The sequence below is a fragment of the Streptomyces sp. NPDC051217 genome, assembly GCF_044455465.1.
Lineage (GTDB): Bacteria > Actinomycetota > Actinomycetes > Streptomycetales > Streptomycetaceae > Streptomyces.
The window spans coordinates 326,796-342,474 of record NZ_JBITEV010000006.1; the positions used below are offsets into that span (position 1 = coordinate 326,796).

A 15,679-nucleotide genomic window follows, 5' to 3' on the forward strand; every position below is an offset into this window, starting at 1 on the left:
CCGTTCCTGGGCACGATCCGCACAGGAGGGGCGCACAGAGCTGTGGAATTCACAACCGGAGGACGGCTGACGGTCCGGATCACCCCGGCCGACGTGGGAAAACGGGTGTCCGTCCGCCGTCTTACCGGCTCCGTCGACGGCATGGAGAAGTTCACCGATACGGTCGGTGTGCTCACATCCTGGGACGACAATGTGGTCCTCATCACACGGCGCACGGGTGAAACGGTCCGGATCGCGGAATCCTCGCTCGTCGCGGGCAAGGTCGTCCCGGCCGCGCCGGCCCGGCGGCGGGGCCCCGCCGCCTCCTTCCGGGAGCTGACGCGGGTGGCCGCGCGGGCGTGGCGGCCGGTGGAGCGCGAGGCGCTCGGCGACTGGGAGTTGAGAGCGTCCGGCGGATTCACCCGGCGCGCCAACTCGGTGCTGCCGCTGGGCGACCCGGGAATGCCCCTGGACGAGGCTCTGGCGCGCGTACGGCGCTGGTACGGGCTGCGGAGCCTGCCGGCGTACATCCAGACCGCCACGGGCGCCGAGGGGACGCAGGAGCTGCTCTGCACCGAGATCGAGGCGCGCGGCTGGCGGAGGGAGGTCACGGCCGAACTGCGCGTCGGGGCGCTCGCGCCGCTGGTGGACGGCGGTCCGGCCGCGGAAGCGGCACGGGTGCGGCTCGACCGCTCCTTCGACGAGGGGTGGCTCCGCCGCTACCAGCGCTTCGACGAGCCGGGTCCGCATGTGCTGGAGGTGCTCGGCGGCGGACCGTCCGTCTGGTTCGCCTCGGTCGACGGCGACGACGGGGTGCCGGCCGCGATCGGCCGGTGTGTCGTGGACGGCCGCTGGGCGGGCTTCATGGCCGTCGAGGTCGATCCCGCGCGGCGGCGGCAGGGGCTGGCGAGCGCCGTGATGCGCGCCCTCGCCGCCCGCGCGCTGGAGGAGGGCGCGTCCGCCGCATGGCTCCAGGTCGAGTCGGACAACGAGGCCGCGGGCGCGCTGTACGACGGCATGGGCTTCGCCACGCATCACCGTTACCACCACTTCCGACCCGCGTGAGGAGCGACGGACCGAGCATGGAACCACCTGAACCATCTGAACCACCATCGCCCGACCTGCGGAGCCGGTTCGCCGCCGAGGCCCGTGCCGAACGGCCCGACGTCGCCCTGCTCTGCCTCCTCATCGGTACGGAGGCAGACTCCGCGCTGGACGAGAACGGCATCGACGCGGCGCAGATCGAGCTCGACCGGCTGGCCGGGATGCTGCCCTTCGGTCTCGACGGCCCGCGCGCCTGGGGCGCGGCGCTGGAGGACCTGCTGGGCACGCGCCTCGGCTTCCGGGGCACACCGGGCGAGTACGGGCGTCTGGAGGCCTCTCTGCTGCACGAGGTCCTGCGCCGCAGACGCGGGTTGCCGATCCTGCTCTCGGTGCTGTGGACCGAGGTCGCCCGCCGCGCGGGGGCGCCGGTGTACGGGGTGGCCCTGCCCGGTCACTTCGTCGTCGGCATCGGCCCGCCCGACGAGCCGGACGAGGGGGTCCTGGTGGACCCGTTCACGGGCGGCAGGATCCTGACCCGGCAGGACACCGAGACGCTGGTGAGAGGGGCCACAGGCGCCCCGCTGGTGCCGTCGATGCTGACCCCGGCCGAACCGCTCCACGTGGTGATCCGCATCCTGAACAACCTGCGCGCGTGGGCGTCGACGCGCCCGGAGCGCGGCGATGTCGCGCTGTGGGCCCTCGAACTGAGCCTCCTGCTGCCGTCCCATCCGGCCCGGCTGCGCTACGAACGCGCCCAACTGCTGGTACGGCGCGGGGACTTCCTGACGGGGGCGGCGGAGATGGACGAGTACGCGGAGGTGGTCGCGGCGGTGGAACCGGCGACGGCGGACGCGATCCGCCACAAGGCACGGGCCGCCCGCGCGATGCTGAACTGAGCGCGGCCGGGGGCACGAACGCGAACACCGGACGGGCCGCGCACGCGGCCCGTCCGGTGCCTGAGTGGACCGTCACCCCTGCGGGTCGAGCTCGATCTCCGCGGTGCGTTCGTCCGGGGTCGTGCCCAGCAGCGGCTTCTGCATCGCCTGCGCCACGTCCGCCGCCGACACCGGGTGCTCCTTGCCGTCGGCCTTGGTGATCGTGAGGCCGTCGAAGACGCCGTCCAGCAGCTCCTCGATCGCCGCCCTGTCGTAGACCTCGACCAGCTTGCCGTCGATCGGCTTCATGGAGAGGATCTGCGGCAGTGACCGGTCGGGACCGAACTGGATCTGCTTGCCGCCGGCCTTGATGGTGATCAGGCCCGACATCGCCGGTTCGGCGAACTCCTTCATCGCCCGGTCGAGTTCGGCCTGGTCGATCGTCGGTTCGCGGCTGCTGATGGGCAGTTCGACGCTGTTGGGCTTGCCCGTCTCGACCTGGGCGCGGTAGGCGTCCCGTACCGAGATCATCGAGCGCTCGACATCAAGTGCCTTGCCCGCCTTGCCCGGTACGGCGACGGCCTTGCCCGGCTCGAACTTGATCGTGCCGTCGGCCGCCGAGCCCGAGTCGCCCGCGAGGTCGGTGAGCGCGACGCGCAGCTTCTCCTCGTCGACCGGGATCACCGGCTCGGTGACGCGTTCGCCGCCGAAGAGCGAGCCGATCACGGAGACCGGGTTGTAGTCGCTGCCCGCCGCGTTGCGGACCGTCGCCTGGCTGTCGAAGGTGAGCCCCGCCTTGTCCGGTCCGAGCTCCTCCTTCTTGCCGCCGACGGTCAGCTGGAGCGGCGCGGTCGACCGCTCGCCGAGTGTCGCCTCCAGCTTGTCCACCGCGTCGTCGCGGGTGCCGCCGCCGATGTCCACCCCGAAGACGGTGGTGCCCTTGGGGACGTCGGAGTGGTTCAGCAGCAGTCCGGCGCCGTAGGCGATCGCGACCAGCGTGATGATGCCCGCGCCGGCGGCCATCAGCTTCGAGCGGCCCTTCTTCTTGGGACGCGGGCTCGTCGTCCGCGCGGGCGCCGGGCCCGAGCCGGGGCCCGCGGGCGTGCCGGACGCCGGTCCGGGCGGGCCGGGGAAGTCCGGCGCCGAGTAGTCGCGGTTGCCTCCTCCTGGGGAGGGGGGCCCCGCGGACCTGGGGCCGCCGGCCGACGGGCCGGGAGGCGGGGGCAGTTGGCCGTCCTGGAACCGGCCGCCGGACGGGTCGGCACGCGGCACCGCGGCCGTCTGGGAACCGGCGGGCGGGAACGGCGAACGGTTGTCGGAGGGCACCACCGGGATACCGCTGGAGAGCGTGTCGCCCGAGACGTGGACGCCGGCCCCGCCCGGAGGCTCGGGGGCGGGCTGCTGCGGGGTCAGGATCGCGGTGTCGTCGGACATGCGCGGCGCTCCGCCACGGTCGTCCCGGCCGTCACGGCGGTCCGGTCCCGCGGGGCCTCCCGGGCCCGTGGGGCCTCCCGAGGCGCCCAGGTCGGCGCCCGGCGGCAGGTCCAGGAAGGCCAGCGGCGACGTGCCGCTCGCGGGGCCGGAGGTCGGCCCGTCGGGGGCGCCGACGCCGAACGCCGGTGTACCGGCCCTGCCGGGCGGCATGAAGGCGTTGCCCCCGCTCGCCGGCGGGCGCGGAACGCCCGCGCCGCCCCGGGTGTCCGGCCCGCTGTCGGAGCCGTACGGAAGGTCGGTACGCCCGCCCGTGCCGGGGCCGGGAGCCGGCGGCGGGACCGTCGGGCCCGGCGCCGTCACGGCGGCTCCGGCGCCCATCCCACCGGCGAGCGTGCCCCCGCTCGGAGGCTTGCGCGGCGCGAACCAGTCGCTCGTCGGGGGCTTGTCCGCCGCCGGCGCGTCCTCATCGGCCGCACCGGTGTCGGGGGCCGCGCCGGAACGCTTCACGCCGCCCGTGTCGTCGGCGCCCCCGCCCGGCTGCGCGTCGGGGGCGGCCGGTCCGCCCGATCCGGTCGGGCCGCTGTCCGTGTCGCTCATGGGCGTACGCATGACGACGGGCGGAATCGGCCGCGAACCCGGGATGTTGATCCGGATGCGCGTGGTCAGCGTGGTCTCGGTCTTCGGCTCTTCCGGCTGGGCCGGAGCCTCGGCTGTCTCCTCCGGAGCGTCCTGCTCAGGGTGCAGCGACGGATACTGGCGGGATCCGTACGGCGGTGTCCCCGAGGGGTACGCGGCTCCGCCGCGCCCCTGGGGCCCGGAGGACGAACTGTCAGTTTCACGACTCAAAGCAGGTTCTCCCGGGTTGGCTCCGCCGCCCGTTCTTACTGGTACTCAACTGTGTGGGTCCCCCAAGCCGGAGGCCAGGGGACGGCCCGGAGCGCGCACCACCATACTGTCCTGCGCCGGAACTCACCCGACGACCGGGGGAAGCGTTTATTCCACCGACCGTACGGACGTGGTCAATTCGGGCCGACGGGTCACTGGACGGGCGTATCACTTTCCAAGTCGGCCGGACTCCGGAGCCGGTTGCGGTGACCGCGACATGGTGGCACACATCACAGCCACCAGTGCACCGCCCAGCAGATAGACGACAGGGCCGAGCCCCGCGTCGAAGACGCCGTCGCCCTCCGGCCGGCCGAGACTGAGCACGATGACGGCGATCAGCCAGCCGGCCGCGGGAGCCCCGACGCCGAACGCGGTCCCGGTCGCGGTCCGGCCTCCGTAGAAGAGGCCCGCGGAGGCCACCAGCGCGAGGACCAGGCCGCCGGGGAACCAGCCGCTCTGGACGAGCGCGCCCGCCGTGCCGACCGCGACACCGAGGACCACGAGACCGAGGTACGCGGCGATGCGCCCGGGTCTTGGCGGCGACGCGAGCCCCGCACCGGGTACGCCGTGGCCTCCGGCGCCCGCACCCGTCGCGCCACCCGCACGAGTAGCGCCGGCCGCACGGGCACCAGCGCCACCACGGACAGCGGCGCCCCCGCGCGCGCCGCTCTTCGCCTTCGGGCGGCCCGCGCCCTCGCGCCCGCTCACACGCCCATCCCCGCGAAGAGATCCGTCTCACGTACTCCGGGGTCCGCGCCGGAGGCGCCCCGCGCCAACTGGTAGTACTCCGTGGTGAAAAGTGGTTGCCCGAGGCCGTTGGAGAGCGCGAAGAACGCCCCGTCCACCGCGATCTGCGTCTCGTGGGCGCGCATCGCCGCGGCCTTCCGGGCCACGTACGCCGTCCCGTCGATCTCCGCCGTGATCTCGGCGTCGTCCACCACTCCCGGGACGTCCTCGATGTCCGCCACGCCCTCGAAAGCGACGCCGGAGGCGCGCAGCCGGGCGAAACCGTCCTCGGCGTCCGAGCGCGCCACCCTGTTCCAGTAGATCTTCGCGATCGTGTGCGGGGCGCCGAGTCCGGGCCGGAAGTCACCGTCGGCGGCCAGCTCGGCGGCGCGCGTGGCGACGCGGTGGGCCTGGATGTGGTCGGGGTGGCCGTAGCCGCCCTCGGGGTCGTACGTCACCAGCACCTGCGGCCGTGCGGACCGGATCACCTCCACGAGATACGCGGCGGCGCCGTCCACGTCCGCGCCCCAGAAGGCGTCCTCGCGGTCGTTCTGCGCGAGACCCATCATGCCGGAGTCCTTGAAGCGCCCCCGGCCGCCCAGCAGCCGGTGGTCGGTGACGCCGAGCTCTTTCATGGCCGCCGCGAGCTCACCTTCGCGGTGGGCCCCGAGCGGACTGCAGGCGCCCGCCGACCCGCCGCCGGGCGCCAGATGAGCGAGGGAGGGCGGAATGACCTCGCCCTCCTCACCCAGGGTGCAGGTCACCAAGGTGACCTGGGCGCCTTCGGCCGCGTACCGGGCCATCGTGGCGCCGTTGTTGATCGACTCGTCGTCGGGGTGCGCGTGGACCAGAAGCAGACGGCGGTCGGGAAGATCGGTCATGCCCACAGCGTACGAGGCGCGCCTTCACGGACAACCCCGGGCAAGATCCGAGCGACAGGCCCTAGAACTGGAGGTCGCCGATCATCCCCGCCACGTTGGTGGTCAGTTCGGTGATCGAGGGCGCGATCGATGAGCTGGCCAGGTAGAAGCCGAGTAAGACGCAGACCAGCGCGTGTCCACCCTTGAGTCCGGATTTCCGGATCAACAGGACGACGATGATCGCCAGCAGCACAGCCGCCGAAATCGAGAGTGCCACGGCGGTTCACCTCCACAGAAGGTCGGCGGGTATTCGAGCGGGACGAGCAACACGCATGTGCCGACGGGTACTTACCCACCTGACGCTATGGATCATAACTTTCCGCAGGAACGCATCGATCGGTGCACGGCAGCACACGGGGGCGCACGAAGCACTGGCACGGACGCTAGGTTCGGTCGTATGACCTCGAGGCAACAACTCTCCTTTCCTCGCCAGTACGCAAGGACCCAGCGGTTCACGCTGGGTGCTCCGCGGGCCTTCACGGTGTCCCCCGACGGTTCGCGGGTGGCCTTCCTCCGTTCCGCCTCAGGAACGGACCGGACGAACCGTCTTTGGGTGCTCGATCTCGACGACAGATCGGGTACGGCGCGCGAGCGGATCGCCGCCGATCCACAAGCCCTGCTGGCGGGCACACCGGAGGAGCTCTCGGCCGAGGAGCGCGCCCGCCGGGAGCGGAGCCGCGAGGGGTCGGCGGGCATCGTCGGCTACGCGGTGGACGGCGCCGCCGAGTTGGCGGCGTTCGCCCTGTCGGGGCGGTTGTTCACCGCCGAACTGCGTGCCGGGACGGCGCGCGAACTGCCCGTACCGGGGCCGGTACTCGACCCGAGGCCGTCGCCCGACGGGCGGCACATCGCCTATGTGGCCGGGGGCTCGCTGCGGGTGACGGGCGCCGAGGGGGACGGCGACCGTGAGCTGGCGGCGCCGGAGGACGGGCAGACCACGTACGGTCTGGCCGAATTCATCGCCGCCGAGGAGATGAGCCGGTCACGCGGTTTCTGGTGGTCGCCGGAGTCGGACCGGCTGCTGGTGGCGCGGGTCGACGGGGCCGACGTACAGCGCTGGTGGGTCGCCGACCCGGCGCATCCGGACCGGGAACCGTCGACGATCGCCTATCCCGCGGCCGGTACCCCCAACGCCGACGTGCGGCTTTACCTGATCGGCCTCGACGGTTCGCGTACGGAGGTGGTCTGGGACCGGGCCAGGTCGCCGTATCTCGCGGCCGTCCACTGGTCGTCGGCCGGCGAGCCGCTGCTGCTCGTCCAGGCGCGGGACCAGCGCGACCAGCGCTGTCTGTCGGTCGACACGGCGAGCGGCGAGACACGGCTCGTACAGGAGGAGACGGACCCGGTATGGCTTGAACTTTTCGCCGGAGTGCCGGCCTTGACGCCCGGCGGCGAACTGGTGCGGATCGTGGACACCCCGGGCGGCACGAACGGCGCGGGCGGCACGGAGGCCGAGGGCAGCGCGCGCGTGCTGGTCGTCGGTGACCGGGCGCTGACCGGGCCGGAGTTGCAGATGCGCGCGGTGCTCGACATCGGCGAGCGGGACGTGCTGGTGTCGGCGGCGGCGGGCGAGGCCGCCGAGGCGCCGGAGATCGGCGAGATCCATGTCTACCGGGTCCCGTACGGCGCTCCCGAAGCCGGCGCGGACGAGGCGGACGAGGCGGGCGAGGCCCGCGCCTGGGGCCCCGAGCGCGTCTCGGAGGGCGTGGGGGTGCACAGCGCCGTCCGCGCGGGCGGCGTCATGGTGCTGGCGTCCGCCCGGCCCGACGTCAGCGGATCGGTGGTGCAGGTCGTGCGGGAGGGCAAACAACTCGCCGTCATCGCCTCGTACGCGCAGCAGCCGAACCTCACCCCGCGCGTACAGCTCACCGAGGGGGGCGCACACCGAATTCCGTGCGCCGTCCTCCTGCCCACGGAGTACCGGGAGGGGGACGGTCCGCTTCCGGTGCTGCTGGATCCCTACGCGGGACCCCACGGCCAGCGCGTGCTGGCCGCGCACAATCCGTACCTCACGTCCCAGTGGTTCGCGGATCAGGGCTTCGCCGTCGTCGTCGCGGACGGCCGCGGCAGTCCGGGCCGCTCCCCCGGCTGGGAGAAGGCGGTGAAGGACAATCTGCCGCTCACCCTGGACGACCAGATCGAGGCGCTCCAGGCACTCGCCGAGCGGTTCCCGCTCGATCAGTCGCGGGTGGCCATCCGCGGCTGGTCGTACGGCGGTTACCTGGCCGGACTCGCCGCCCTGCGCCGTCCCGACATCTTCCACGCGGCGATCGCGGGCGCCCCGGTGACCGACTGGCGGCTGTACGACACGCACTACACCGAGCGCTATCTGGGACATCCGTCGGAGGCGCCCGAGGTGTACGCGGTCAACTCGCTGGTCACGGACGACGGGCTGGCGGAGCCGGCGAGCCAGGCGCGGCCGATCATGATCATCCATGGTCTGGCCGACGACAACGTCGTGATGACACACACGCTGCGGCTGTCGTCGGCGCTGCTGTCGGCGGGCCGGCCGCACGAGGTACTGCCGCTCACCGGAGTGACGCACATGACGCCGCAGGAGCAGATCGCGGAGAACCTGCTGCTGCTCCAGGTCGACTTCCTGAAGCGCTCGCTCGGGATGCCGTAGGGGGCGGCACAGGCACCCCGCCGGTACGCCGCACAGTTACGCCGTACGGCCGGCCGGCGTCCTCACCAGCCGGGCGGCGGCGACGAGGGCGGCGGCGGGCCGAACCCGCCGCCGCTGCCGCCGCTCGGGCCGCCGAAACCACCACCGCCGCCATAACCGCCCCCACCGTAATCACCGCCGCCGTGGTCACCGCCGCCACCGGCCGCCGGATATCCGCGCCTCCCCGGTTCGGGCCGCCCCCACGCCGGTCCGTACGGCCCCGCCCCGGGCACGTCCGCCTCTCCCCCGCGGGCGAGAGCGAACAGCACCAGACAGCCCGCGCCGAGCCCGAACAGCAGGCTGGCGAGGGAAAGTTGTTCGATCGTTGCCAACTCCCCGAAGCGGGCGAGCTGTTCGTACCTCAGGGCTGTCGCCAGGGCCGAGCCGCCCACGCCGACCAGCAGCGCGGCGGCCGTCATGCCGAGCGGCCGTGAGAACGGCGTGTGGAAGAGCGTCCCGCCGGCCGCCACCGCGCAGAGCAGCACGATCGCCGCGTTCAGCCAGCCGGGCGGCGTGCCGAGGAGCGGCATCACGACCGACTCGCCGGTCAGGCGGTCGAGATACGTGTCGAGGCCGAGCCGCTGCCCCCAGTAGACCTCCCAGGCCGCCCAGATCCCCGCCGCGGCGCCCAGCAGCAGGAAGGCGGCCACGGAGACGCCCTGGGTGGGGCGGGTCGGCGTCAGCCCGTACGCGGAGTCCGGCGGCCTGCGCCCGGCCACGGCCGTGACGAGCAGCGCGACGCCCGCCCCGAGGACGCCGAAGGCGCAGAGCAGCGCGCGGGTGCGGAGTTCGTCCGAGGCACGTCCGTCCATCCAGGACGAACCGATCACCCAGAGTTCCGGCAGCCGGACGGCGAGTGTGAGGACCCCGGCGGCGAAGAGCGCGGAGGCGGCGACCGCCGAGCGCACCGCGGCGACGGCCACGACGGCGTACACGACGAGCAGTACGGGGTCCAGCAGGGAGGTCGCGGGCGGGGTGGCGGCGACGGCGGCGCCCTGGTCCGCCCAGTGCCACCACAGATCGACCGGCCGGTCCGTCACCCTGAGGTCGCGCACGATCCACGCGGCGGCGACAACGGCGAGAGCGGCGCAGAGCACCGCGCCCGTGATCCTGGCCCCGCGGGTGAATATCACACCGCGATGGTCCCGGCTGAACGCTCCGGGAACAAGGGCACCGGACGCACTCCGGCCTCACGGGCCGCACGGCCCGCGCCGACCCGATGCACGAACCCCGCCGTGGGCGACCGGCCGGGACCTCAGGATCCCGGCCGGTCCAACGGCACCCGCACGGCCGTACGTCGACCAATGTGGCCCGTCCGTATATCGGCGAGGCGTCGGCCAAGTTTCCTGCGTGTCAACGGAACTGACGTCTCAATCACATCTCCTTGTCCGGATCCGGCCCCTGCTCCCCCTCCCCGGGGGCCTCGTCGCCCCCGTCACCCTCCCCGCCCTCGTCCCCCTCCGCCGGTCCGGACGTGCTCGGCACGATCTGCCGTTCCTCGGCGAAGTGACAACGCGAGTCGTGCTCCGCGGGCCCCTCCGTCCCCCGGAACCACGGGGGCACGGTGAGCAGCGGCACCTCCAGCGCGCACCGCTCCTGCGCCTTCCAGCAGCGGGTACGGAACCGGCAGCCCGACGGCGGATGCGCCGGCGACGGCACCTCGCCGGTCAGGATGATCCGCTCGCGGCCCTCGCGCGCCTCGGGGTCGGGCACGGGTACCGCCGAGAGCAGCGCCTGGGTGTAGGGATGGGTGGGGTGGTCGTAGATCTGGACGTCCGTGCCGATCTCGATGATCCGCCCGAGATACATCACCCCGACCCGGTCGGAGATGTGCCGGACGATCGACAGGTCGTGCGCGATGAAGACATAACTCAGGTCGAACTCGTTCTGGAGGCGCTCCATCAGATTGACGACCTGCGCCTGCACGGACACGTCGAGGGCCGAGACCGGTTCGTCGGCGACGATGATCTCCGGGCGCAGGGCCAGCCCGCGCGCGATGCCGATGCGCTGGCGCTGACCGCCGGAGAACTGGTGCGGGTAGCGGTTGATGTACTCCGGGTTGAGGCCGACCACGTCGAGCAGGTCCTGCACCATGCGCCGCCGGTCGCCCTTCGGCGCCACCTCGGGATGGATGTCGAAGGGCTCGCCGATGATGTCGCCGACGGTCATACGGGGATTGAGCGAGGTGTACGGGTCCTGGAAGACCATCTGGATGTTGCGCCGTACGGCCTTCAGCGCGCGGCCCGACATCCGGGTGATGTCCTCACCCTTGTAGCGGATCTCGCCGGCCGTCGGCCGCTCCAGGTTGACCAGCATCCGCGCGACGGTCGACTTCCCGCAGCCCGACTCGCCCACGATGCCCAGCGTCTCGCCGGCCGCCAGACCGAAGGAGACGCCGTCGACCGCCTTGACGGCACCGATCTGCCTCTTGAAGAGGATGCCCCGGGTCAGCGGGAAGTGCTTCACCAGATCCCGCACTTCCAGGATGGGCTCAGACGTCATCGAGAGTCTCCCTCCAGAAGAAGCAGGCGCTGCGCCTGTTCTCGTCGACCTCGAAGAGCGGCGGCACGTCCGTGCGGCAGATGTCCTGCGCTCTCGGGCACCGCGGGTTGAAGGCGCAGCCGGGCGGGATACGCGTCAGGTTGGGCGGCAGGCCCTTGATCGCGTACAGGTCCCGGCCCTTCTGGTCGAGCCGGGGGATGGAGTCGAGCAGACCGCGGGTGTACGGGTGGGCGGGGGCCTTGTAGATGTCGTGGACGGGGGCGGTCTCGACGATCCGGCCCGCGTACATGACGGCGATCTTGTCGGCGACGTCGGCGACGACGCCGAGGTCGTGGGTGATGAGGATCAGGCCCATGTTCAGCTCGCGCTGGAGATCCGCGAGCAGCTCCATGACCTGGGCCTGGACGGTCACGTCGAGCGCGGTCGTCGGCTCGTCGGCGATGATCAGCGAGGGTTCGAGTGCCATCGCCATGGCGATCATGATGCGCTGGCGCATGCCCCCGGAGAACTGGTGCGGGTAGTCGTTCACGCGCTCCTTGGCCGCGGGGATCCGTACCCGCTCCATGAGTTCGACGGCTCGCGCCCGCGCGTCCTTGCGGGACATCCCCCGGTGCACGATGAACATCTCGCCGAGCTGCGCGCCCACGGTCAGCACCGGGTTGAGCGAGGAGAGGGCGTCCTGGAAGATCATCGCCATGTCGGCGCCGCGGATCTTCCGCCGCTCGTCCTCCTTGGTCTTGAGCAGATCCCGGCCCTTGAACACCACTTCGCCGCCCGCGATCCGGCCGGGCGGGACATCCAGGATGCCCATGATCGCCTGGGCGGTCACGGACTTGCCGGAGCCCGACTCGCCGAGCACGGCGAGGGTCTCGCCCGCCTCGACCGAGTAGCTGACCCCGTTGACCGCCTTCGCGACGCCGTCGCGGGTGTGAAACTCCACCTTCAGATCGCGCACTTCGAGCAACATGGACCGGCTCCTCAGCGCAGCTTGGGGTCGAGGGCGTCGCGCACCGCGTCGCCGAGCATGATGAAGGCGAGCACGGTGATGGCCAGGGCGCCGGCCGGCCAGAGCAGCATGTGCGGGGCGTTGCGGATGAACTTCGACGCGTCGGAGATGTCGATGCCCCAGGACACGGAGGGCGGTTTGAGGCCCACGCCGAGGAAGGACAGCGTCGCCTCCAGCGCGATGTACGTCCCGAGCGCGATGGTCGCCACCACGATCACCGGGGCGACGGCGTTGGGCAGGACATGGCGCAGCATCATCCGTGAGTTGGAGGCGCCGAGGGCGCGCGCCGCCTGGACGAAGTCGTTCTGCTTGATGGTGATGACGGAGCCGCGGGCGATGCGGGAGATCTGCGGCCAGCCGAGCAGCACCATGAATCCGACGACCGGCCAGACACTGGAGCTGGTGACGACGGAGAGCAGGACGAGACCCCCGAGCACCACGGGGATCCCGAAGAAGATGTCGGTGATGCGGGAGAGGATCGAGTCCCAGAAGCCTCCGAAGAAACCGGCCAGTCCGCCGAGCACGGTCCCGACGACGGCGACTCCGAGCGTGGCGCAGACGCCGACGGTGACCGAGGCGCGGGCGCCGTAGACGGTACGGGTGTAGACGTCACAGCCCTGGGAGGTGAAGCCGAAGGGGTGGCCGGGCTGGGAGCCTTCCTGGGCCTTGGCGAGGTCGCAGGAGAGCGGGTTGCCGGAGGCGACCGCCTGGGGCCAGATCGCGATGAACACCAGGAAGAGGATGACGAGGCCCGAGACGATGAAGATCGGGTTGCGGCGCAGATCGCGCCAGGCGTCCGACCAGAGGCTGCGGGCCCGCTCGTCGGGCCCTGTGCCACCCCCGGCGGGTTCGACCGACTCGCCGTCGCTGGTGGCGAGATCCATCGTGCCGCCGAACCCGGTCGGGGCGATGGCTCCCTCGTCCTTGGGGGGAACTGGCTCAGGCATAGCGGATCCTCGGGTCGAGTACGGCGTACAGAAGGTCGACCAGCAGGTTCGCGAGCAGGAAGATGATGACGAGGATCGTCACGAAGCCGACGACGGTCTGGGTGTTCTGGCGCAGGATGCCCTGGTAGAGCTGGAAGCCGACGCCGTGGATGTTGAAGATCCGCTCGGTGACGATCGCGCCGCCCATCAGGGCACCGATGTCGGTGCCGATGAAGGTGACCACCGGGATCAGTGAGTTGCGCAGCAGATGCCGGGTGATCACGCGATGTCTCGGCAGGCCCTTGGCGACGGCGGTACGGACGTAGTCGGCGCGTCTGTTCTCGGCGATGGACGTCCGGGTCAGCCGGGTGACGTACGCCAGTGACACGGAGGCCAGTACGAGGCCCGGCACGATCAGTTCGTCGAGCGGTGCCGCCGAGGAGACCGACGGCGAGATGAGGTCCCACTTCACCCCGAAGAGCAGCTGCACGATCAGGCCGGTCACGAAGGTCGGTACGGAGATGACGACCAGGGTCAGCAGCAGGACTCCGCTGTCGACGGGCCGGCCGCGCCGCAGTCCGGTGAGCACGCCGAGCGTGATGCCGATGATGATCTCGAAGACGATCGCGACGATCGTCAGCCGGATGGTGACCGGGAAGGCCGTGCCCATCAGCTCGGTGACCTCCTGCCCGTTGAAGGCTGTACCGAAGTCGCCGGTGAAGACGTTGCCCATGTAGATCGCGTACTGCTGCCACACCGGCTTGTCGAGGCCGAACTCGCGGCGCAGCTGGGCCGCGGTCGCGGGGTCGCACTGGCGCTCGCCGCAGAGACCCGCGATGGGGTCGCCCATCACATTGACCATGAGGAAGATCAGCAGCGTGGCACCGATGAAGACCGGGATCATCTGCAGCAGACGCCGGATCACATAACGTCCCATGAAGGGCTCCGGGGGTCGTGGTCGCTCGGGCCTGTCGCCCTAGGTCGTGCGTGGCGGGGGAAGGGTGCGGCCCGGCGCGGGGAGTGCGCCGGGCCCGACGACCTCCGGGCGTCAGTTGACCCTGATCTCGTTGTAGACGGGGACGCTGAAGGGGTTCAGCTTCACGTTGCTCAGCCGCTCCGAGTAGCCGGCGCTGCCGTTCTGGTACCAGAGCGGGATGGCGGCCATGTTGTCCCGTACGACGCCCTCGGCCTGCTGGAACTTCTTGACCGCTGCCGCTTCGTCGCTCTCGGCGTTCGCCTCGTTGACGAGCCTGTCGAAGTCGGCGTTGGTGAACTTGCCGTCGTTCGAGGAGGCGTTGGTGAAGTAGAGCGGCTGGAGGAAGTTCTGGATCAGCGGGTAGTCCATCTGCCAGCCCGCCCGGAACGGACCGGGCATCTTCTGCTGGGTGATCTGGCTGCGGAAGTCGGCGAAGGTGCCGATGGGCCTGCCCACGCACGCCCGGTCGTTGCCGAGGGTGTTGTTGATGCTGTTGCAGACGGCGTCGATCCAGTCCTTGTGGGAGCCGGTGTCCGCGTTGTACGAGAGCTGGATCCGGCCGCCCGGGAGGCCGCCGCCGTCGTTGATCAGCTGCTTGGCCGCGGCGGGGTCGAAGTCGCAGGCCTTGCCGCAGAGGCCGGCCTGGAAGCCGCCCGACTCGCCGAGGACGGGTGAGGTCCAGTCGGTGGCCGGGGTGCGGGTCTTCTGGAAGATCGTCTCGGTGATCTGCTTGCGGTTGATCGCCATCGACAGGCCGGTGCGGACCTTCACGGCGTCCGGGGTGTTCCAGGCCCTGTCGTAGAACGGGAAGGCAATGGTCTGGATGATGCCGGCGGGGGTGTTGATGTAGCGGGACCCCAGGTCGGCGGGCGCGTTCTTGAGCTGGGAGGCCGGGACGTCGTCGACGAGGTCCAGGTTGCCGGCTGTCAGGTCGGTGTAGGCGGTGTTGTTGTCGGTGTAGACCTTCAGGTCCACGCCGCCGTTCTGCGCCTTGTCCGGGCCCGGGTAGTCGTCCCACTTGCGCAGGGACATCTGCGAGCCCTTGGTGTACGAGTCGATGGTGTACGGCCCGTTGCCGACGGGCTTGGCGAGCCAGCCCGCGTGGTCCTTGAAGAACGCGGAGGGCAGGGGCGCGAACGCGGCGTACCCGAGGGTGTCCGGCCAGGTGGAGAACTTCTGGGAGAGCTTGACGGTGAAGGTCTGGGGGCCGGTGACCTTGAGGCCGGAGAGCGTGGTGGCGGTGGGGCTGCCCGAGTCGGGGTGGACGGCCGTGTAGCCGTCGATCTGGCCGAAGAAGTAGGCGTTGCGCTGGTTGTTCTTCAGGTTCGCGCCGTAGTTCCAGGCGTCCACGAAAGACTTCGCCGTGACCTTCTCACCATTGCTGAAGGTCCAGCCGTTCTTGACGGTGATGATGAAGTTCGTCGAGTCCTTCGTCTCGATCTTCTGGGCGAGCATGTTCTCGGCCCTGGCGGTCTTCGGGTTGTACCGCTTCAGCCCCCGGAAGACCATGTCGAGGACTTTGCCGCCCTGGACCTCGTTCGTGTTGGAGGGCTCCAGTGGGTTCTGCGGGTCGCCCCAGGACGAGCTGAGCACCCCGTCGGCGCCGCCCCCGCCGCCGCTGCCGCCCCCGCCGCCGCCGCAGGCCGTCGCGGTGAGGGCGACGGCGAGCGCACCTGCGGCCCACTTGGCGTGCGTGGCTCCGCGCATGGGGTTCCTCCTGAGTCCTGACTGTCACTTAGGC

13 protein-coding genes are annotated in these 15,679 nt (G+C 71.3%); 3 read left to right on the forward strand and 10 right to left on the reverse strand.

The window, feature by feature from the left end; all coding sequences use genetic code 11:
- The first annotated feature begins 42 nt into the window (after nt 1-42).
- A complete protein-coding gene (locus ACIBBB_RS17060; RefSeq protein WP_398982592.1) occupies nt 43-1,044 on the forward strand; it encodes a GNAT family N-acetyltransferase in 1,002 nt (333 codons plus the stop codon).
- 17 nt (nt 1,045-1,061) lie between these two features.
- The gene (locus ACIBBB_RS17065; protein ID WP_398982594.1) at nt 1,062-1,919 is read left to right on the forward strand and encodes a transglutaminase-like domain-containing protein; all 858 of its coding nucleotides are present in this window, start codon (nt 1,062-1,064) and stop codon (nt 1,917-1,919) included.
- A 72-nt stretch (nt 1,920-1,991) separates the two neighbouring features.
- On the opposite strand, the gene ACIBBB_RS17070 is transcribed toward ACIBBB_RS17065, so the two are convergent.
- From ACIBBB_RS17070 to ACIBBB_RS17085, 4 genes are all read right to left on the reverse strand, one after another.
- Nucleotides 1,992-4,178 (reverse strand): hypothetical protein, encoded by a 2,187-nt coding sequence (locus ACIBBB_RS17070; protein WP_398982596.1) that lies wholly within the window; start codon nt 4,176-4,178, stop codon nt 1,992-1,994.
- Nucleotides 4,179-4,385: 207 nt separating this feature from the next.
- Nucleotides 4,386-4,925: a DUF6113 family protein gene (locus tag ACIBBB_RS17075; protein ID WP_398982598.1), complete on the reverse strand. Its 540-nt coding sequence runs from the start codon at nt 4,923-4,925 to the stop codon at nt 4,386-4,388.
- Nucleotides 4,922-5,824, reverse strand: coding sequence for an N-acetyl-1-D-myo-inositol-2-amino-2-deoxy-alpha-D-glucopyranoside deacetylase (mshB, locus tag ACIBBB_RS17080; RefSeq protein ID WP_398982600.1), 903 nt, complete (start codon nt 5,822-5,824; stop codon nt 4,922-4,924). The genes ACIBBB_RS17075 and mshB overlap by 4 nt, the downstream gene beginning before the upstream one ends.
- Nucleotides 5,825-5,885: 61 nt before the next feature.
- Nucleotides 5,886-6,080 (reverse strand): DUF2304 family protein, encoded by a 195-nt coding sequence (locus tag ACIBBB_RS17085; RefSeq protein ID WP_189111515.1) that lies wholly within the window; start codon nt 6,078-6,080, stop codon nt 5,886-5,888.
- A gap of 180 nt (nt 6,081-6,260) precedes the next feature.
- Here ACIBBB_RS17085 and ACIBBB_RS17090 point away from each other — a divergent pair, with 180 nt between their 5' ends.
- On the forward strand, nt 6,261-8,489 hold the full coding sequence (locus ACIBBB_RS17090) for a prolyl oligopeptidase family serine peptidase (protein WP_398982603.1): 2,229 nt from the start codon (nt 6,261-6,263) through the stop codon (nt 8,487-8,489).
- Nucleotides 8,490-8,551: 62 nt separating this feature from the next.
- On the opposite strand, the gene ACIBBB_RS17095 is transcribed toward ACIBBB_RS17090, so the two are convergent.
- The 6 genes from ACIBBB_RS17095 to ACIBBB_RS17120 all read right to left on the reverse strand — a co-directional run bounded on the left by ACIBBB_RS17095 (nt 8,552) and on the right by ACIBBB_RS17120 (nt 15,645).
- Nucleotides 8,552-9,661 carry a hypothetical protein gene (locus ACIBBB_RS17095; protein ID WP_398982605.1) on the reverse strand — a complete coding sequence of 370 codons (1,110 nt, stop codon included), beginning with the start codon at nt 9,659-9,661 and terminating at the stop codon, nt 8,552-8,554.
- Between the two features lie 241 nt (nt 9,662-9,902).
- Nucleotides 9,903-11,030 (reverse strand): ABC transporter ATP-binding protein, encoded by a 1,128-nt coding sequence (locus tag ACIBBB_RS17100; RefSeq protein WP_398982607.1) that lies wholly within the window; start codon nt 11,028-11,030, stop codon nt 9,903-9,905.
- A complete protein-coding gene (locus ACIBBB_RS17105) occupies nt 11,020-11,997 on the reverse strand; it encodes an ABC transporter ATP-binding protein (RefSeq protein ID WP_398982609.1) in 978 nt (325 codons plus the stop codon). Before ACIBBB_RS17105 ends, ACIBBB_RS17100 begins: the two co-directional genes overlap by 11 nt.
- A gap of 11 nt (nt 11,998-12,008) precedes the next feature.
- Entirely contained in the window at nt 12,009-12,983 is a 975-nt protein-coding gene (locus tag ACIBBB_RS17110; RefSeq protein ID WP_398982612.1) for an ABC transporter permease, read from the reverse strand.
- Nucleotides 12,976-13,899, reverse strand: a complete 924-nt coding sequence (locus ACIBBB_RS17115; RefSeq protein ID WP_398982614.1) for an ABC transporter permease — start codon at nt 13,897-13,899, stop codon at nt 12,976-12,978. The genes ACIBBB_RS17110 and ACIBBB_RS17115 overlap by 8 nt, the downstream gene beginning before the upstream one ends.
- A gap of 111 nt (nt 13,900-14,010) precedes the next feature.
- Nucleotides 14,011-15,645: an ABC transporter substrate-binding protein gene (locus ACIBBB_RS17120; RefSeq protein WP_398982616.1), complete on the reverse strand. Its 1,635-nt coding sequence runs from the start codon at nt 15,643-15,645 to the stop codon at nt 14,011-14,013.
- Nucleotides 15,646-15,679 lie beyond the last annotated feature (34 nt).